This is a genomic window from Actinomyces sp. oral taxon 181 (assembly GCF_018370895.1).
Lineage (GTDB): Bacteria > Actinomycetota > Actinomycetes > Actinomycetales > Actinomycetaceae > Pauljensenia.
Genome location: NZ_JAGYZL010000006.1, coordinates 63,695 through 83,645 on the forward strand (window position 1 = coordinate 63,695; position 19,951 = coordinate 83,645).

Consider the following 19,951-nt stretch of genomic DNA (forward strand, 5'->3'; position numbering starts at 1 on the left):
AAATAGTTTGAAATGACTATTTCCACAAGCAATTGCCCAGCGATTCTTCGAACTGTAGATTAGATACTGAATCCCTATAAATTGTGCGATTGAGAAAGATTTTCGATGTCACATCCCAAACTTTTAAAAACGCGCGCGCGAGCGGCGGGTGTTGCAACTCTTGCAGCAGCCTCGCTTCTGTTGACTTCCTTCACTCCGTTTAACGGTAGTGTTGCGGCAGACAACAACAGCGCAAGCGAAACCACCCAGGCCACCTCGACCTCGGGAACGGAGAACGCTAGCGACGCTAGCACCTCCGCATCCGAGCAGACGGCAGCCTCCAACTCGCAGACCCCTGCAGCAGGCGGAACCGAGGCAAACACCTCGGGCACCTCCACTCAGTACGCAGGTACTTCTGCAGAGGCAAACCAGCCTCGTTCACGTCGTGCACGTTCGACCAGCTCGAAGCCGGCAACCCTTGCAATGACGGTCACGAACGACAGTCCTACCCTTGCGATTCGCGACAAGCAGATCACGACGATCAACTACGCCTGCTCGTCGGTGACCACCCCCTGTGAAGGCGCAAGCATTGAAGTGCTGCTTCCTGCACCCGTTACCCCTGCGGGTACGGCGCTAACAGACAACCTCTACACTGCAGTCGCCGTGACAGGTTCGACGGTTCTGCGCACCGAGCAGAGCATTGTGGCGGGCAACCCGCGGATGAAGAAACTCGTCTTCCCCCTAAAGAAGTCGATCCCCGCAGGAACCTCCGACCGTATCCAGATCACTTGGAACTACGACGGCAACGATGCGCCGAACAACTCAACGACCACCCAACAGGTGAACTTCACGGCTACCAACGCTGACTCTATCGATGACTCAAAGACCACCAAGTGGACCGCGAACACCGATATCGCCATCGAGAAGAGCGGTTCGACAAACCCGAATGGCTACCCTGCTGTCGGCGGTGAAACGACCTATAAGCTGCGTTACGGCTACCAGCAGATCGACCAAACCAACCCCAATAAGGTTGGCATCCGTTGGAATGGTTCCTCACTGAAGAATGGCGTCAACGCCACCGGCTTCGTGCAGGTCCAAGACATTAAGGTCGTCGATCCGCTTCCTGCAAAGGCAGTATTCGTCTCCGCTACCAACGGCGGCGTTTACGATGCAGCAACCCACACTGTTACGTGGTCCTATGACAAGTGGGCCTGGCAAAACCCCATCGAGTCCCTCGTTACCGTGAAATACCCCGAAGGTTCGGTAACGACGGCCGACACGGTCACAAACAAAGCCACCATCACGGCTGCGGTTCAGAATGACCCGACAACCGTCATGACCAAGAGCTCTGAAATCACCCACGGTTTCGCCATTCGTAAGCCTGGTGGTCGCGTGATTAAGACTGGTAACGACAACCAGTACCAAGTTCGCAAGGGCCTCACTCCATGGCGCTTCGGCGCTGTCAACACCGGCAATACCACGACACACGTTCACTTCGATGACACCCTGCCGTGCACATGGTCCACTCAGGACGCAAAGGCTGCAGGTGGCAACTGTGACCAACCGACCATGGTGAGCCCGTACCGCTTCAGCATCTTCGGCAAGTCTGGCTATGAAGATAAGGGCGGCTGGACTTTCGAATACTGGACCAACAAGGGTAACCACGTTGTCGCCAACTACACCGAGACGACTAACATCACCCTTCCCGATGGCGAATGGATTACCCGCTTCACCATCGATAGCGATGTTGCCCCTCAGACCAGCGCATCTATCTGGTTCCAAGGCACGATTTCCGATTCCCTCCCCAAGGAAGAGCCCTCGGATTTCGCCAGCCACTACAACCCGGTCCTCCCGCCTGAGAAGTACTTCAACTATGTCGCTTCTCCCGACTACGTCCGCTTCCAGAACTGTGCAACCGGCACTCTGACGGATAAGGACACCGGTGCAGTCCTCGCTTCCAGCGATGACTTGTGCTCCTGGATGCGCGTGCGCGACGACCTCCCCGGAGTGGGAGTATTCAAGGTTGTCAGGACGAATCCCGTAGTCGTCGGAAAGAAAGCATCTTTCGGCGTCAATGGCTCTGTTCGTACCGCTGCTCAAGGTGGTACGCCCACACCGTTTACCATTGCAGATCTTCTTCCTGAAGGCTTCGACATCGACGATGCCTCTTCGGTCAGCCTCAATTCTGGTTCACCTCTAACCAACCCTGATGGAAGCAAGTACGACCTCAGCAAGGTCCAGATCGAGATCACGAAGAACTACAACGGTACGGGACGTACCCTGCTCCGCATGATTGTCCCCGACCCGGTCGAAGGATCTCTGTACACGAGTTTCGACACGACTGTGAAGGGCTCCGCACCTGCCGGACAAACCGTCAACCAGGCAATGACCTACATGCCTGGTGAGGGCGCCAAGGACGTTGCTGTAGACAAGAGCCTGCGCAACGCAAACTACTGCATCAGCGGTCGCGACAAAGACACCTTCGACGTCAACGGCAATGGTTCAACTGAGGATTACCTCTGTTCCGCCAATGCCAACTTCAACGTTGCGATCACCCCCGCAATGAACATCACGAAGGAAGTCAAGGGCAATAAGGATGCTGACTTCGTTCCTGCCGGAGAGATCGCAAAGATCGATCCGGGTTCGGATGGCGCATACCGTTTCACCATTTCAAACACTGGCAACACTCCCCTGACGAAGGTTGTCGCCTATGACATCCTCCCCCACCAGGGTGACGTGGGCGTTGGCCCTGCCTCTTCTCAGGCACGCGGCTCCTCTTGGCAGCCCCACCTGAACTCGACCAACTGGACCTTCCAGTCGATCAAGGAGAAGTCGGGTCAGGATCCCGTGATCACCGAGGTTCCCGCCTCGGATATCACAATCCAGTACACGACGGTTGATAACCCCTGCCGTGGTGAAGTGATGAGCGTCGGTGGCGCAATGAACGATGGTCCTGCGGGATGTACGCCCAATGCTTGGGGTCCCGCGCCGTCTGACCTGAAGACCGTTAAGGGCTTCCGCCTGGTGATGAACCGCGATATTGAGGTCGGCGAAAAGATCCAGTTCGTGGCAACCATGACCTCTCCGGTCAACGCGAACCTGATCGCTTGGAACTCCGTTGCAATGGCTGGCGGTGTGACCGAAAACGGTAAGGTCTCCTACCTGCAGCCGAACGAAGCACCCAAGGTTGGCATCAACGTCTCCACTGACGTGTCGGTCACCAAGAAGGTTGCTCGCGTTAAGGTGAACGGTGATCAACCGGTCATGGATGCAAATGGAATCCCGGAAACAATCGAGTCGTCTGACCCGGTTATGCCCGGCGATTACATGCTGTACACGATAACCTTGAATAACAAGGGACCGGCTGTCGCCTCTGGCATGAAGATTAAGGATGTCCTTCCGCAGGGAATCGAATTTATCTCCTCGCAGGTCCGTCTGTGCCAGACTGATGGAACCACTCCCTGCATCGGCGTACAGCACAGTTCGAACCCGGATTTCGCGAATTTGGACACCGACTGGGAGGCAATGCCCTCCGGCCAGTTGGATACAAACCTTGCGGTGAACGGAACCCAGACGCTCTACGTTCTGGTGAAGGTCAACCCCTACACCGAGGGCAGGACCATTACGAACACGGCAACTCTGGGTGAATACGATCAGAAGGATTCAGATCCTTCGAACAACACCTCAAGCGCATCCTTCACCGTTGGCGGCTCCATCACCGGAACCATCTACAACGACACGGATGCCACCTGGACGAATGATCCCGGAATCGATAAGCCTTTCGAAGGCGTGACTGTCCGCCTGCTGGATGCTAACGGCAACCCCATTAAGGATTCCTCTGGCGCTGACATCACCGCGACTACCGACGCCAACGGCAACTACACCTTCACCCGCCTGCCTTTGGGCGACTACAAGGTTGAGGTCGTTCCCGACCAAGCCACCGTTGACGGAGAGAACGCATCGTTGTCCGACTACACGCAGACCTACGGCTACCAGACCTCGACCAAGCGCAGCGAGGCAGGCAAGGGGAAGCTCACAACCCCGACGATTTCTCTGACTACCTCGAACGCCAACGTTTCGAAGGTTGATTTTGGATTCGTCAAGCCTGCATCACTCGGTGACTACGTGTGGTTCGACGCCAACAAGGACGGCATCCAGGATGCCGATGAATATGGCGTCGCAGGCGTCACCGTCACTCTGACCGACGGTGCTGGCAACCCGGTCATCGACCTGGACGGCAACCCCGTCAAGCCGGTGACCACGGACGTCAACGGCAAGTACGAGTTCACCAACCTGATGCCGAACGTCGATCGGATCATCGCGAACGCGGGCGAGGAGAGCTACAAGGTCACCTTCACTCCTCCCGCCGGCTACTCCGCAACCAAGTCCTACGCGGCTGCGGATGGCGAGAAGGATTCCAACGGTGCCGAGAGCAACGTGACGCTCACCGAGGGGCAGAACGATGAGACCGTCGACTTCGGCCTCGTTGCAGACGGAAAGATCGGTGACACGATCTTCTGGGATGTCGACAACAACGGTGGTTCTGCTCCCTCTGGCGCAGACAAGCCGCTTGCTGGAGTGAAGGTCACACTGACCTACACGACTCCTGCAGGAGTTCAGAAGACTCTCACGACGACAACCGATGAGAACGGCAAGTACTCCTTCAAGAATCTGGCCCCCGGAGACTACACAGTCACCGTCGATAAGGACTCGCTGGCAACAGCTTGCCCCGAGTGCACCGCTCAGAGCCACGCACCTTCGGGCGACGTGAAGGCCTCGGAGAACCAAACCCTCTCCCTGAGCTCTAAGGTCACCCTGTCCCCGACCTCGATGACCAACGAGGACCAGGACTGGGCATTCACTGCTGCAGCAGACACCGCGATTAAGAAGGCGATCACCACTCCCTCGGCAGAGGAACAGAACACCTTCGATTTCGCACCCGGAAAGGAAATCACCTACACCCTCACTCTGACCAACAATGGTCCGAGCGTGGCAACCGGTGCGACCGCTTCCGATAAGCTGCCCGCAGGCGTCACCTTCGTGTCCGCCCAAGGTGATGGCTCTTACAACGCAGAGACCGGTAAGTGGGATCTGTCGAACCTGACCATTGCGAAGGATGAGGTCAAGACCATCACCATCACCGTGCGTATCACCGGTGAGGGCGTTGGCTCGCTGATCACGAACGTCGCAACGATCACGCACCAGGATCAGTACGGTGATAACCCGACGAATAACGAGTCCTCGGCATCCTTCAAGGGTGGCTACAACCTCGGAGGAACGCTCTACCGCGACTCCGATGCCAGCTACTCGAAGAGCGACACCGAAGCTCGATTCGCAGGACGCACCATTGCACTGCTCGATGGAAACGGCAACCCCATCCTGGACAAGGATGGCAACCCCGTGACCACGACGACGGACGAAAACGGTAACTACCAGTTCACCGGTCTCGCCCCCGGCAACTACAAGGTGTCGATCGTTGATCCCACCACCGGTGATCTGGCTGGTCTGATCAACACGCAGGCCTACAACGGTCGCAACGCAACCGAGGCATCGGTGACCATCGGTGACTCTTCGGTCCAGGGCGTTGACTTCGGCTTCGTCAAGCCGGCGACCATCGGCGACCGCGTGTGGAACGATCAGGACCACAACGGTGTTGACAACGGTGAACCCGGTGTCCCCGGTGTGACCGTCATCCTCAAGGATGCATCCGGCAACGAAGTTGCTCGCACGACGACCGACGCAAACGGTAACTACCGCTTCGAGGGAGTCCTCCCCGGCACCTACAGTGTGTCGATTGAGGTTCCCTCCGGTTACGAGGCAGTGGCAACCTCCAAGGATGTCACCGTGGCAGAGGGCGAAGTCAACCTTGATATGGACTTCCCGCTCACGCTGATCCCGGCAGCCCCGTCACCTTCGCAGCCCGTGAAGTCGATCCTGGCGAAGACCGGTTCGGATGCGCAGTGGATCGCAATCCTCACCGCCATGCTGCTGGCAGCAGGCGTTGGGACTGTCGGTGCAGCTCGCAAGCGCCGCGACTGATCGCATAACGCGAATGCGCTTCTAAGCGCAAGGCACAGGCCGGGCCCCGATGAAAATCGGGGCCCGGCCCTTTTGCGTGTTTTATCGTTACGTCCCCTGGGCATGCTTTCGTGAGTTCGCTTTATGCTGCCCGAGCTGCGGTCTTTTCGGAGCGCGCGGGGCATAGATCGTGGACTCATGCTTTAGCTCTCCCATTCCCCCGTTAGCTCTCCCATTCCTGGTTTAGCTCGCTCACCTACCGCCTTAGAACAGCAACAGACCCGGAATGAATGAGCTAAACCAGGATGGGGAGGGAGAGGGAGCGAAGGGGCGAGAACGAGGGAGGGGAGAGAGCGAGGGGACGAAGGCCGTGCAGAGTAACGCAGAGCGACAAACGTTTGCCCCCGGGCGCATGAGCACCCGGGGGCAAACGCTAATCAGTATTCGTTAGTGGCAAAAAACCTCAGTTCAACTGGTCAAAGGAATGTGCCCACGCGGAATGGATGGGGTTCGCGTCGGCAACCATGGCCTCGAAACGGTTTTCGGCAATCTGCATGACTTCGTTCAAGGTCACGCGGATCTCTCGAAGGTCAGAACCCTCAACACGACGCCAACCATCAGCAAGAAGTTGATCGGCCGAATCCACACGCGAGACGCATACGATCAGCGGGCGGTTAAAACGCTCATGGTACGCCTGGCCTAGCGCGCGCAATTCTTCCTGCTTCTCCGAGTTAAAGTCACCCAAGAGGGTCGAACCGGTGTCCAGCAGGGCCTGCTCATCGGCCTCGCCACCCAGAATCAGATCAACGATGTCGGTGTAGCCGGCAATCAGAGCTTCCTGTTCTTCACGGTCAGCCTGGCCTACTGCATCCTGGAAAGCGTGGCGCAGGTCAGCGACCGACTCGAAAGGAGCGTGTGTCCACGCACGTTCAACCGGCCACGTCACTCCCGAGAACATGGGAGCAAAGGCGCGAGTGAACTGTGCTTGATCAAGACGATTAATTGCGTCCAAGTTCAGCGGACGGCCGTCAACCAGTGAAACAGCCGGAGAAGGCTTACGACCGATGTGGAAGAAGATCAGGTTGAGAATGATCGCGCAGATTGAACCGATCGTCACGCCTGAGCCGAAAAGAATCTGCATCCACGAAGGCACGTAGCTGGCGAGTTCTGGCTTCAAAGTGACCAGCAGCCCCAAGCCAAGCGAGGTCGCGACGATCACCGAGTTACGGTTATCGCGCATATCAACAGTGGAAAGGGTCTGAATACCGACAACAGCAACGGCTGCAAACATTGCCAGAGACGCTCCACCGATAACAGGCTTCGGAATCGAGGCGACGATCGCGCCAGCCTTGGGGAGGATTCCCAGAATGATCATGAAGACGCCCGCAGCGGTAACAACCCAGCGCGACTTCACGCGCGTAAGACGAACCAAACCAACGTTCTGTGCAAAGCACGTGTAGGGGAAGGAGTTCAGGACACCACCCAGCGCGGTCGACAGGCCGTCCGCGCGAAGAGCATTCGCAATGTGCGCAGGAGTGATGCGCTTACCCACGACCTCGCCGGTCGCAAAAACGTCACCGGTAGTTTCGACGGCGGTAATTGCCATAACGATGAGCATCGAGATACTCGCGGCAACTGAGAACTTCGGAATTCCAAAGAAGAAAGGAGTGGTCACTCCAATCGGTGCCGCTTGAGAGACAGCAGAGAAGTTTGCATCCCCCAGAATCCACGCGACAACCGTTCCGCCAAGCAGACCCAAAAGGACGGCAATCGTCGCCATAAAGCCAGAGAAAATACGCTGGATAACGACGATGACAGCCAAAGTGCCCAGAGCGTATGCAAGACCACGAAGAGTTCCAGGAATGGGATCGGCGCCAGCCTTCGCTGCCTCAGTTCCCCAGTACACGATGTCGTTTGCGGCAACCGAAATAAGGGTCGTTCCCATAACCGTTAGCAACGTGCCGGTAACAACCGGCGGGAAGAAACGAAGAAGCTTCGCAAAGAAGGGAGCGGCAAGGAAGGTTGCAATGCCTGCAACGATAATCGAGCCGTACATCGACGCGAGGCCTTCGACTCCTCCACCCGCAGCCAAACCGACTGCAATAAGCGGCGAAACAGCCGTAAATGTCACGCCTTGAAGCAAGGGAAGACGAACACCAATCTTTGGGCCAAGACCTGCAGATTGGATGATTGACGCGATACCACAGGTGAAGAGGTCCGCATTGATCAGGTGAACAGTAGTAGCCGAGTCAAGTCCCAGACCAGTTGCAATTACCAGCGGAACAACAACTGCCCCGGCGTAAAACGCCAGGACATGCTGAAAACCGAGGATTGTGAGCTTGGGGAAAGAAGGGACCGCATTGACCGGGTCGATTCGAGTGGTGGACATTTTTGGATGGCTATTTGCCATTGCGCTGCTCCTGCATGTCGCTCAAAAATGGACCTCTTAATTCTTACCCATTCGAAAGAAGCAATGAAAGTACCGTTTCACGGAAACTTCGGTTGCACTAATTGACAAACTCGCATAAATTTTCTTTCTTTTCCGCAAGATTCTGCGACTTCCTCTGCAGCAAAAAGAGGCCGATGTGATTGATGACGCATTTATGAGTTTGCTTGTAAAGGCGCGTTGTGCCTAAACTATTTCCCAGCCAATCAAACGGCAATGCGCTCGTAGCTCAATGGATAGAGCATCTGACTACGGATCAGAAGGTTGGGGGTTCGAGTCCCTTCGAGCGCGCAAGCGGCCCCGCTCGGTGCGTCCCACCGGTCGGGGCTTTGCTATATCCGTCTATCCCCACCTTGGCGCATAGATCTGCGCGGCACTTGCACGGGCACTCCCCTTCGGTCGTTCCCTTTATTCACAGTGATCAAGCACCGCTTTCATCGCCTTCTTTTCCCGCGGGGTCACCCCCAAACCCCAGGAACTCTTCACAACGATTTGCCGCTGCACATACGCGCAACGATAACGGGCATTCGGTGGGAGCCACTGATCCGCTCTGCTCGCCCCTTTATCTTGATTCGCGTTACCGTCAACAGCCAGCAAGTTTGTTGGATCGTTCGCAAACTCTTGTCGACGTGGAGCATCCCACTGCCACGCACCGCTGCTCCACGCATTGGCAAGCGCAACAACGTGGTCGATTTGCACCTGATCTGAGGAATCTTCACCCTTGTGGAAATCAATCGTTCTACCCGTATAAGGGTCGTCAAGGATTCCCCCGACAACCACGCAGTTCGGAGAGGACGTCTTCATTTGTAGGCTGCGTAAATCCCTTCGAAGGATGTCATTTCGCGTATCACAGCCATTTCGGTCGACATCTGCCCATCGCTGACCAAATTCATCACGTGAATAGCGTGGAACAGATCCACTGCGCGTCTGAAGCACGGGAAGCTGATCCAGGGCTTTCGCACTGTCATCCACGCTTCCTAAGGAAGAATCCGAAGGACCGCTGGAACTATTCACCCCTGTGTCCCACACGCCAAAAGCACCGCCGACGATTCCAGTGTGGACAAGTGCGAAGACAATTCCCACACTCACGCATATAAGAAGAACCCCCATCAGAAGCCGTGAGTGTCTGGGGCTTTTCCGGCGCATCAACACTTACCTCCTTCTGACAGTTATTCAGCCACTATGGCCCAGGAAACGCGCGCAGACACTAAGAGCCACAAAGTTGTGGAAAACACCGAATAAGCGTTGATCCTGTGGAAAAATCCGCTGCGCAAATACCAGCGTCTTAGTCACCGCTCCCGACGATCTTCGCGACTGAAGCACGTGCAGCCTTGCGATTTCGAAGATTCTCACGCGCAAAGTACAGACACACCAGGATCAGGGTCAGTGATCCCATTGCGATCAGCTGTGCGCGTCCGGCAGCGTTAAACATCATCAGAACCGCGATCGACAGCAATCCGATAACAGCGAACCACGGAAGCCACGGCCAACCCGGCATCCTCAGGGACAAAACCCCCTCGGCCTCGAGCTTCGAATGCAAACGGATCTGCGAAATAACGATCATCACCCACACGATCAACAGCACCATGCCCACTGCATTGATGAGCACCTGCATGATTGACGATGGAAGATACCAGTTCAAGGCGACGGAAATAAAGGCCAGAGCCACAGAAACCGCAACCGAGCGGCGCGGGGTTCGCCCGTCCTCAATATCACCGTGAAGCGCGGTTACTCCAAGGGCCTCGTCACTCTCATCAAGAGCTTTGTGCACGCGCGCACCCAGAATCCAGGTCGGTCCCATTCCGCGTGCGGACAGCGAGTATGCGATTCGGGAAGACGCGTAGATGTTCGCAGAAAAAGCACTAATCAGTGCGACAAAGACGATGATCTCCATAATCATTCCGACCGCGGGGATCCCCGCCATGTTCAAAACCGCAGCGAAAGGACTGGTCTTCATCTCATCCGAATTCCACGGCAGCAGGCAGATTAACAGGGCAACGGAGCCCACGTAGAACACCAAAATGCGCCAAATCACCGAGCGAATAGCCTGCGACATCGCGCGCCTGGCATCATCGGCCTCGGCGGCGGCAATGGTAACAATCTCAAGCCCACCAAAGGAGGTAATAATCGCAAGCAAACCAACCGCGACTCCGGGAAGGCCAGCAGGAGCAAAACCACCATTTCCAATGAAAGCCTGATGCAGGCTCTGAGCGCGCCCGGGAATAATGCCCATCAGAAGGCCCAGTCCAACGACCAGGAAGAAGATAATTGCAGCGACTTTCAATCCTGCAAGCCACGCCTCAACACGACCGAATTCGCCGGCCGCCAGCAGGTTAATCCCGCCCAGGACAACAACGATGACCAAGGTGACAACCCACTGGTCAACACTGGGGAACCAAGCTGTAAAGATCTGCGCTGCGCCGGTCATTTCCAGGCCAAGCACCATGATCAGCATGAACCAGTAGAGCCAGCCAGAGGTGAAGCCTGCCCACCGGCCGATGCCTGCCTCGGCGTAGGTCGAGAAAGATCCAGAGGAAGGAATCGCAGCGGCCAACTCAGCCAGCGCGTACATCACGGTGACGACGATTAACGCGGCAAGAATGTAGGAGACCAAAACGGCCGGGCCGGCCTCGGAAACGGCGACACCGGTACCCAGGAAGAAGCCGGCACCAATCGCGCTTCCCAGCGCCATCATCGACAGGTGTGCAGCCTTGAATCCTTTTGACCGAGGCGTGCCATGACCCGGGGATGCCATCTGCGGTCCGCGGGCACCTTCCACTGTAGATCCTGCTCCGCTCTGAGCCTTGTCTGCACTCATTGATCCGAATTGTCCTCAGTAATCTTCTTGACGTCACGTTCATCAAGCGAACGCAACCGAAGGAGTGCCCGCAGCTGCGTTGCCGTCATGGTCAATGTCCAATCATTATGTGAAGGAAGCTGCCACTTTCTCCAATGCGCAAGTACTGTGAAACTCGACCCGACAATCGTCGCAACCAGCATGCCAATTTGTTCCAGGCCCGAGTGGCCAAATGCAGCCATGATCGCCGCTGAAACGAATGCAGGAGTTGCGTAGAGATTATTTCCGCCAAATACCTGCGGGACCATCCCAGCAGAAATATCTCGAATCATGCCGCCACCGACGGCGGTCATAATTCCCAGCAGAATCGCCGGTCCTACTCCCAGGCCAGCATTCAGTGTCTTCAGCGCTCCAGTGGCCGCCCAGCATCCCAGAACGGTTCCATCAGCCAGCACCAGCGCAATCCGCCAGAAACGAGAATCGAGGCGCCAGAGCATAGCGATCAACGCACCGACCAGTGCAGTCCCTAGGTAGAAAGGATCGGTCAATGCCACCGGCGGGCCTTGATCGAGCATAATGTCGCGGAGCATTCCACCGGCCAGTGCACACATGATGGCCAAGACCATGAAGCCGACGGCATCGAAACGTTTAATGCGCGCGATACGTCCGCCGAGGATCCCGTTCAAGAGCACGCCAAGAAGATCGATGACGCGGAACAGGTCCGGCAAGGTTTGATTGAGAGTATCGAGCACGCTCACTATTGTCTTCCACCTCTCAACAGAATCCAAGGTTGTGGACGCGCAGTCTCAGTAGCCAAGATCAAGCGCGAGGCCATTCCCCTCCGCAGCGCAGCGCAGTCGCGCGACTGCCCCCGATCAGGAAACGCTGGTACCGAAGACAAGACCCAGCAGGTAGGTTGCACCGGCCGCACCAAAACCAACTGCCAGCTGACGGAAAGCACGCGGGGCGGGTGCAAGACCCGAAAGCACACCAACAATTCCACCGGTAAACATGAGCGCAATACCGACAAGGACAACCGAAATTCCCGCGGCAAACAATCCATCAAGCCTGAAAATATAGGGAATCAAGGGCAAAAGAGCGCCGAGAGCGAAACAAATAAAGGACGAGGCCGCCGCACGCGCCGGGGTACCGATCTCTTCGCTAGCTCCCGCATCTTCATCCTTGTACGCTGAAAAGATGGGGCGTCGCTCTGTGCCATCTGTACTTGGAGCGGCATTACCACCCGAACGACGATCAGATTTTGCAAGTTTTGCGAAGACATCTGCTGCGTGTGCCTTCGCGCTTTCCTCATCTTCCCCGCGAGCGCGGAAAAGCAGTGCCAATTCATTGGCATCGACATCGACTTCATTCAAAGTGTTATCAACACCGGGATCTGGAATCGATGCGTCCAATAGCTCGCGCTGAGAACTCACGCTGACCCATTCACCGGCAGCCATGGACATTGCACCCGCAAGCAGACCAGCAACTCCCGTCGTCAAAATCGCTTGCGAGCTCAGTCCCGCACCAACGACTCCCAGAATCAACGCAAGGTTTGATACCAAACCATCGTTCACCCCAAAGACCGCAGCCCGGAAAGTACCCGCTAGGGATTCACGGGAACGCTGTGCAAGTGAACGAACAACCTCGACATGCAGACGCTCATCGGCAGCGATCGCCGCTGGAACGTCAGCGTCGTCATCATATGAGGAACGTTCCTCGGTTCGTTGGGCCATCGCCAGAATAAAAATCGTCCCGAACATGTAGGCCAGTGCAGATGAAATTCGGGTACGAAGCGGAGGATGCGGTGCGGGAAGTGCGTGCTCCCCCAGCAGAGATAGCCTATACTCCTCATGGCGACCCTTGGCCTCGGCAAGGCCAAGGAGTACCTGACGTTCTTCGCCCGTCCGACGTTCAGCAAGTGCGCGATAGGTATGCGCCTCCATGCGTTCTTCGGCCAGGTAGCGGCGCCAACGTCGAATCTGCGCGCGCGAAGCTTGCTTTTCAGTGTGATGGGAATCAGTCATTGTGAATGCGCCCGCGCCTCAGCCCGCGTAGGTTGGTAGATCATCTTCGGTAATCTCCGGTTCGGCGGCCGGCATGCGGAAGAGTCGTTCCTTCACCGCGTCGGCAACTTTATCCGTGACCTTCTCACCCTGGGTGCGCACAAGCGCAGACATTTTTTCACCGGCAGCATCTAGAGGACGAGCGATCAACGGGAAGCGACGGAGCTTTCCCGCGCACGCACAAATTCGCGCGTATTGTTCACGCCCCGCTCGGGTCCCCAGCACGTAGCCGATCCCGAAACCGACAGCGATTCCCATTTTCGTTCCCATGATGCGTCTTTCTTGTGCTATCAGGCGCGTACGCGCCGGTGTGCGATGGTGACTATCGAATAAAAACTAGCCTAGTAGTTCCCCAAAGTAACACGCCACTTGTTTACCTTTTCGCACGTTATGAGACGGGGTATTTCACATCTTCTATGAAACCAGTACCGTGGAGGTATGAGCGAAGTACGTATGAACACACCCCGAGGGATCACCCTGTCGGGAACTTTCGTTCAGCCCGTAGATTCACGGGACGCCGCTGTCCTGTTTTCGCATTCTTTTCTTGCAGATGAACACTCGGGTGGACACTACGATGAGCTCGCCCGCGCCTATCGCAAGGCCGGGTACGCGACACTCCAATTCGATTACTCGGGGCATGGACGCTCCGATGACGAGGTGATTACGCGCGAGTCTCAGATCGAGGACCTCCAGGCTGCATCGGGCTGGCTTGCCGATCAGGGTTTCACCCACCAGATTATTCACGGTCACTCTTTTGGCTCGGTTACTGCACTTGCCGCGCACCTGATTCATGCGACCGCGCTGTTTCTTTCTGCTCCGGTACTTGGCCCGCTCTCCTACGACTGGAGTGCAATTTTTTCCAATAGCCAACTAGACGAATTGGAGCACACCGGCCAAACCCGGATCCCGGACGACTCCGATGGGCCTCGCGAATTTTTCACGATCTCCAAGCAGACGCTGGCCGATCTTTCCATGGTCGATTCTTCAATCATCGATCCGAAGGGCGCACCTGCATTCATCCTCCACGATGCCGACGATATCGATTTGGGTCTGGTTGATCTGACGCGCGACGCTTTCCACCGTCTTCCCGACGGCTCTCGGGTTGAAATGGTTCACGATACCCGTTTTGGTGCCGGTGAACATCCAGAAATCCTTCTCGAGGCCGCGCTTGAGTGGGCGCATCTGTGGGCAGAGCCCAGTGGGGAGTTCCGCCAGTAACGTACACACCCAGCTGTGGCGAAAGTTCTTCGTTACCCTGAAGGGGTGTCCACTTCATCGCAGCCAAGGCGCCGGCGCGCACATTCACGCAGGGGTCGCTCCCCTCATGCATCCGCGCCTTTCCGCCCTTTCACACCCGAACAGCTTGCTGCTCGGGCCGCTGCGATTCCACTGATTTCTTTCCCCGATCTTCCGGTCAGCGCAAGACGTGACGAAATTGCACAGGCAATTTCGCAGCATCAGGTTGTCATCATCTCCGGCGAAACCGGCTCGGGAAAAACCACGCAGATCCCAAAGATTTGCCTTCACTTAGGCCGAGGCGTAGGCGGCATGATCGGGCACACCCAGCCTCGCCGTATTGCAGCGCGTTCGGTTGCAGAGCGCATTGCCGCTGAGCTTGGCCAAAAGGTGGGCAAAGAGCCCGGCGAGGTCGTCGGCTACCAGGTGCGATTCACCGATGAGGTCGGTCCCACCACTTTGGTCAAACTCATGACCGACGGTATTTTGTTGGCAGAAATTCAATCGGACCCAATGCTGCGTCGCTATGACACCCTGATCATCGACGAGGCCCACGAACGCAGCCTAAACATCGATTTCATCTTGGGCTACCTTGCGCGCTTGCTCCCCTTGCGCCCCGACCTCAAGGTCATCATCACGTCAGCGACCATTGACTCGGATCGTTTCGCGCGCCACTTCGGTCGATGGAACGGTCCGATTGGACAGGGAACGCTCATTGAAGCCGCACCGGTCATTGAGGTTTCGGGTCGTACTTTCCCGGTTGAAATCCGCTACCGTCCCCTTGCCGCCGACACCCCGGCTTCCTATTCCTCCTCAAGCACGTCCCCCGATGCTCAGCCCGCTGAAAGCAGCCCGGCCACGGCCTCGGCAATCGAGGAAGAAAGCACTGGAAGCGGCGTCGAACAACTGGTTTTAGAGGACCCAGATGATCCCCTTGCTCTGGAGGGCTACGGCGCGGGTCAAGACATCGACGTCGAAACCGCAATTTGCCATGCGGTCGATGAGCTATGCAGCGAGGGCCCGGGGGATATTTTGGTATTTCTTCCCGGTGAGCGCGATATCCGTGATACCGAACAGGCGTTGCGCGATCACCTGGGCAACCGCGCGCCCAGGGATATCTCGCACTCGAAGAGCCCCGCAGATATCGAAATTTTGCCCCTATTTGCGCGCCTCAGCTCCGCGGAACAACACCGGATTTTTGAGGAACACAGCCATCGGCGCATTGTTCTGGCGACAAACGTCGCTGAAACCTCGCTGACGGTTCCGGGGATCCGCTACGTGATCGATCCGGGAATGGCGCGAATTTCGCGCTATTCCAATAAGACCAAGGTTCAGCGCCTACCCATCGAAGAGATTTCAAAGGCCAGCGCAAATCAGCGTTCTGGACGTTGCGGACGCGTTGCGGACGGTATCGCGATTCGCCTGTATTCCGCTGATAATTTCGCATCGAGGCCAGACTTCACCGAGCCGGAAATCTTGCGTACCTCGCTGGCCTCGGTCATTTTACAGATGAGCGCTTTAGGGTTGGGAGACGTTGCGTCTTTCCCCTTCGTCGATGCGCCGGACTCGCGAGCGATCCGCGATGGCATCAATCAGCTCATTGAAATCGGGGCACTGCGCCCGCTGGATTCGTCAAAGAACTCCGATTCTTCCGCGCTGGCACAGGGAAACCAAGGACTTGAGCTCACACGCATTGGTCGCGACTTAGCTCGCCTTCCCATCGATCCGCACCTGGGCCGCATGCTGATCGCTGGGCATGAATCAGGATGCGCGTCGGAAATTTTAGTGATCGTTGCTGCGCTATCGATTCAGGATGTCCGCGAGCGCCCACTGGAACACCAAGAAGCTGCAGATACGGCACACGCGCGTTTTGCTGACTCCCACTCCGATTTCTTGACCTACCTCAATTTATGGCGCTACCTGCACGTCCAACAGCGCGATCTTTCAGGTAGCGCGTTTAGACGTATGTGCCGGGCAGAATTCATTCACTACCTGCGTTTCCGCGAGTGGCGCGATATCGCCCACCAGCTGCGCGATATGGCCCGCAGCATCGGCATCAACACCGAGCCACTGGGGATGCCTTCAGCGGGTGATGTAGTCGAGCAGGCATCACGTACGGGAATTGCGGACGCCGCAGCGAAGGCTGCAGTTGCCTTCACGCGCTCAACCAGCGCGGTCGACACCGACGATATTCACCGTTCGATCCTCGTTGGTCTTCTCTCCAGTCTGGGCGCGTGGGATCCGGCAACTCGAGACTATACGGGTAGCCGAGGCACTCACTTCACCATTTGGCCTGGTTCGGGAATCACTGGCCATCCCGATTGGGTGATGACCGCGGAATTGGTTGAGACCTCGCGACTCTTTGCACGTACGGTCGCCCGTATTCGCCCCGAATGGGTCGAGCCATTGGCAAAAGACCTACTCAACCATGTCTATTCCGAACCCACGTGGAATTCTTCGCGGGGCGCGGCGTACGTTCAAGAAAAAGTGATGCTCTACGGGCTGACATTGATCGCAGACCGCTCGGTGTTGCTGGGACGACTGGGATCTACTCCCCTGGGGTCAATCCGAGGCGCTGTTCCCACAGATTCTCCTTTTGCGATCGCCCAGCAAAGCCCAATCACCGCTGCCGAGCTCGCTCGTGAAATGTTCATCCGCCACGCGCTGGTTCAGGGTCAGTGGCGTGAGCGTCATGCCTTCCAACGTCGCAACGACGAGGCGATCGAGCGGGCACGGGAAACCGAACGTCGCAGCCGCACCCACGGCCTCGTCGCCGATGAAATGGCGCTGGAGCGTTTCTTTGACGATCTCCTCCCCGCCTCGATCATCTCTGCAGGGCACTTTAATCGCTGGTGGAAGAACGAAAAGCGCCAGAATCCTCATCTTTTGGATTATCCTCCTGAGCTTCTTCTTCCTCGAGGCCTGGGCCAGACCGGAGAGGGCTTCCCTAACCATTGGCAGCAGGGAGAGCTTCGCCTTCCCCTGTCCTATGAGTTCCACCCTGGCTCCCCGCGCGATGGTGTTTCGATGTCCATTCCCGTCGAGGCCTTGGGTCGCGTAAGCGATGAGGGTACCGATTGGTTAGTACCGGGTATGCGCGAAGAACTCATCACCGAGGCAATACGCGCTCTTCCCAAGGCCAAGCGCCGCCTACTTGCACCCGCTCCCGAAGTCGCAAAGAGCCTTGCCACGTGGATTGATGATTTCCGAGACGGCCGAGTAAGTGCTCACAAAGAGCCTGATCACGCACACTCTGGTGAGAGTTCCGCTGGCGCTATTCCTGATAAAGATCCCGCCTCGTTGAGCGCCGCTCTTGGGCGCCTAGCGGCATGGGGACAGAAAACAGGTCAGGGTCGTAGCGATAAGCGCCTGTCCAAGGCCAGTACGTCAACGAAAGACGAACGGGGTCAAGGCCGTGATCTTTCCGCAGCTTCCTCAGTTCAAAGCTCTGATAGGTCCCCGAAATCTTCCACTCAAAATCCCGGTGGAGCCCGCACCGCTACCGCACAGACTCACTCGGCATCCTTCGACGAACTTTTCACGCGTGCAATCCGTGAGCTGCGAGGCGTTGACCTGAGCGATTCTGATATCCACACCATGCGCGACGCACTTCCCGATCACCTGCTCATGACCTTCGTTGTCCACGATCGTCAAGGACGCGAACTGGGAAGCGGGAAAGATCTGGGATATCTCAAACGCACCTTGGCCGGTGCGACCGATAGCGCATTGCGAACGGCCGTTCGCCAAGCATTGACCGAAGCACAAGAACGCAGTGCACATCGCTCAGATGCGAAACCAAAGCCTGAGTCTGGGAGATACTCAAGGACTGCGCCTGGCGAGCAAAAAGCTCGCGCGCAAAGGAAGGAAGCGACGGCCTCGGGAACAATCGATGGTAGCGAGGGCACTCCCGGAAGTGAACTTTTCGCCGACGATCTTGAGGATTTCCCGACCACCCCTTTGCCACCCTCGATTGAATCTCAAGCACAGGGGCTCACAATTCGCGCATTCCCGGCTTTAGTCCCCCAAGGGAAGCCCGAGAATCCGCTGGCAGGTGTGCGTGTCATGGCAAATGCTTCGCAGGCAAGAAGTGAACACGGATTGGGTGTGGCAAACCTCGTCCTACGCCGCGTTCAGCTATCGACCAAGCGCGTCTCAACGCGTTGGAGTGGACGCGAGGCACTCATGCTGACCTCAACTCCCTATCGAAGCAGCGAGGCTCTGATCGCAGATGCGCAGTGGGCAAGCGTGCGCACGCTCACGGTATCTCTGAGCGGAAATCAAGGGCTATGGACGGTACGTAATCGCTCAAGCTTTGACGACCTTTCCCAGCGCGTGAGGGATCTACACGAAGACCAGGTTTATTCGATTATTGAAGTCGTTGTGCGCGCGATGGAATCCTGGGCGCAGCTACAAGATACCCTTGCGACTGCGGATGCACGGGCCTATTGCGCACTCCGCGAGGATGCCGAAAGGGTCGCGCATTCCCTGGTATTTGATGGATTCATTGCAGCAACACCTATTGAGCGCCTTCGTAACCTTCCGCGATACATTCAGGCTCAATCTTTACGCGTCCGTAAAGCTTTGCGTTCACCTTCCGATCTTGCACGTGACGAGGGGTCTGTCCAGGCCCTAGCGCAGGTCGATAACGAGCTCAATGAACTTCGCGAGCTCATGGATACGCGTCCTTTCAACGCGCGCCACGCCAGTGCATTTGAAGAACTTTTGTGGATGCGTGAGGAGCTGCGCGTTTCTCTATTTGCGCAAGAACTGGGGACCGCGCGCAAGATTTCACCTCAACGCATGTTGGCAGCGATTGATCGTCTTCACGAGGCCATATGAAGCGTGAAGACGCACGCGCAATGGCACGTGAATTAATGGATCACCACGGTTTAAGAGACTGGTCGCTGCGATTTGATCGTGCGCGTAGACGCGCGGGGGCATGCGTCCATACACTTCGCGAAATTCGCCTTTCGGGGCCGTTGGTTGACCTCTACGATGCGGAAACGGTACGTGGAGTCATCCTGCACGAAATTGCCCACGCTCTAGTTGGCGCCTCACATCATCACGATGCGATCTGGCAGGCGAAAGCTCGCCAACTTGGTGCCCCCGATAGTGCGCGCTTATCGGCATACTTGCCCTCGCCTCGGCCATCATGGGTGGGAGTATGCCCCGTCTGCGGAACACGGCGGGAACTATATTCAGCTCCCCGACGGGTCACCTCTTGCGGTGCGTGTTCACGCACTTTTGATGCCTCGCGAATCTTTATCTGGTCCCATAAAGGACAACCTCGTCAACCCGGCGGACAGTATGCTCGCCAACTACGCAGTTTGAGACGATACGGTCACCCAAATGGATAACAATGCGTAAACGTACTGACGGGCGTTACCATATGTCCATTCACCTGATCACTTT

General features: G+C 56.8%; 10 protein-coding genes and 1 tRNA gene. 5 read left to right on the plus strand and 6 right to left on the minus strand.

Features of this window, described 5'->3' with window-relative positions:
* Positions 1-105 precede the first annotated feature (105 nt).
* Positions 106-6,018, plus strand: a complete 5,913-nt coding sequence (locus KHW85_RS04170) for an SdrD B-like domain-containing protein (RefSeq protein WP_291458916.1) — start codon at positions 106-108, stop codon at positions 6,016-6,018.
* Positions 6,019-6,460: 442 nt separating this feature from the next.
* Here the strand turns inward: KHW85_RS04170 and KHW85_RS04175 are convergent, their stop codons facing one another.
* Complete coding sequence (locus KHW85_RS04175) at positions 6,461-8,386, minus strand: solute carrier family 23 protein (protein WP_291458917.1); 1,926 nt, start codon at positions 8,384-8,386, stop codon at positions 6,461-6,463.
* A gap of 275 nt (positions 8,387-8,661) precedes the next feature.
* Between KHW85_RS04175 and KHW85_RS04180 the strand changes: the two genes are divergently transcribed.
* Positions 8,662-8,734, plus strand: a tRNA-Arg gene (locus KHW85_RS04180).
* A 117-nt stretch (positions 8,735-8,851) separates the two neighbouring features.
* Here KHW85_RS04180 and KHW85_RS04185 read toward each other — a convergent pair.
* From KHW85_RS04185 to KHW85_RS04205, 5 genes are all read right to left on the minus strand, one after another.
* A complete protein-coding gene (locus tag KHW85_RS04185; protein WP_291458918.1) occupies positions 8,852-9,532 on the minus strand; it encodes an HNH endonuclease family protein in 681 nt (226 codons plus the stop codon).
* 196 nt (positions 9,533-9,728) lie between these two features.
* Positions 9,729-11,261 (minus strand): amino acid permease, encoded by a 1,533-nt coding sequence (locus KHW85_RS04190; protein WP_291458919.1) that lies wholly within the window; start codon positions 11,259-11,261, stop codon positions 9,729-9,731.
* A complete protein-coding gene (locus tag KHW85_RS04195; RefSeq protein WP_048712392.1) occupies positions 11,258-11,998 on the minus strand; it encodes a trimeric intracellular cation channel family protein in 741 nt (246 codons plus the stop codon). Before KHW85_RS04195 ends, KHW85_RS04190 begins: the two co-directional genes overlap by 4 nt.
* A gap of 117 nt (positions 11,999-12,115) precedes the next feature.
* Complete coding sequence (locus KHW85_RS04200; protein WP_291458920.1) at positions 12,116-13,264, minus strand: VIT1/CCC1 transporter family protein; 1,149 nt, start codon at positions 13,262-13,264, stop codon at positions 12,116-12,118.
* Between the two features lie 18 nt (positions 13,265-13,282).
* Positions 13,283-13,573, minus strand: coding sequence for a hypothetical protein (locus KHW85_RS04205; protein ID WP_048712395.1), 291 nt, complete (start codon positions 13,571-13,573; stop codon positions 13,283-13,285).
* 168 nt (positions 13,574-13,741) lie between these two features.
* On the opposite strand from KHW85_RS04205, the gene KHW85_RS04210 reads away from it, so the two are divergent.
* The 3 genes from KHW85_RS04210 to KHW85_RS04220 are packed head-to-tail and all read left to right on the plus strand — an operon-like array spanning position 13,742 to position 19,896.
* On the plus strand, positions 13,742-14,521 hold the full coding sequence (locus KHW85_RS04210; RefSeq protein WP_009407841.1) for an alpha/beta fold hydrolase: 780 nt from the start codon (positions 13,742-13,744) through the stop codon (positions 14,519-14,521).
* Positions 14,522-14,566: 45 nt separating this feature from the next.
* Positions 14,567-19,378 (plus strand): DUF3418 domain-containing protein, encoded by a 4,812-nt coding sequence (locus KHW85_RS04215; RefSeq protein ID WP_366494699.1) that lies wholly within the window; start codon positions 14,567-14,569, stop codon positions 19,376-19,378.
* Positions 19,375-19,896 (plus strand): SprT-like domain-containing protein, encoded by a 522-nt coding sequence (locus KHW85_RS04220; protein WP_178705856.1) that lies wholly within the window; start codon positions 19,375-19,377, stop codon positions 19,894-19,896. Before KHW85_RS04215 ends, KHW85_RS04220 begins: the two co-directional genes overlap by 4 nt.
* The last annotated feature ends 55 nt before the right edge of the window (positions 19,897-19,951 follow it).

What these genes read in the sequence shown, in the direction of transcription:
- KHW85_RS04200 (WP_291458920.1), bottom strand. Translation starts at nt 13,264, where the DNA reads ATGACTGATTCCCATCACACTGAAAAGCAAGCTTCGCGCGCGCAGATT.
- KHW85_RS04175 (WP_291458917.1), bottom strand. Translation starts at nt 8,386, where the DNA reads ATGTCCACCACTCGAATCGACCCGGTCAATGCGGTCCCTTCTTTCCCC.
- KHW85_RS04210 (WP_009407841.1), top strand. Translation starts at nt 13,742, where the DNA reads ATGAGCGAAGTACGTATGAACACACCCCGAGGGATCACCCTGTCGGGA.
- KHW85_RS04170 (WP_291458916.1), top strand. Translation starts at nt 106, where the DNA reads ATGTCACATCCCAAACTTTTAAAAACGCGCGCGCGAGCGGCGGGTGTT.
- KHW85_RS04220 (WP_178705856.1), top strand. Translation starts at nt 19,375, where the DNA reads ATGAAGCGTGAAGACGCACGCGCAATGGCACGTGAATTAATGGATCAC.
- KHW85_RS04205 (WP_048712395.1), bottom strand. Translation starts at nt 13,573, where the DNA reads ATGGGAACGAAAATGGGAATCGCTGTCGGTTTCGGGATCGGCTACGTG.
- KHW85_RS04190 (WP_291458919.1), bottom strand. Translation starts at nt 11,261, where the DNA reads ATGAGTGCAGACAAGGCTCAGAGCGGAGCAGGATCTACAGTGGAAGGT.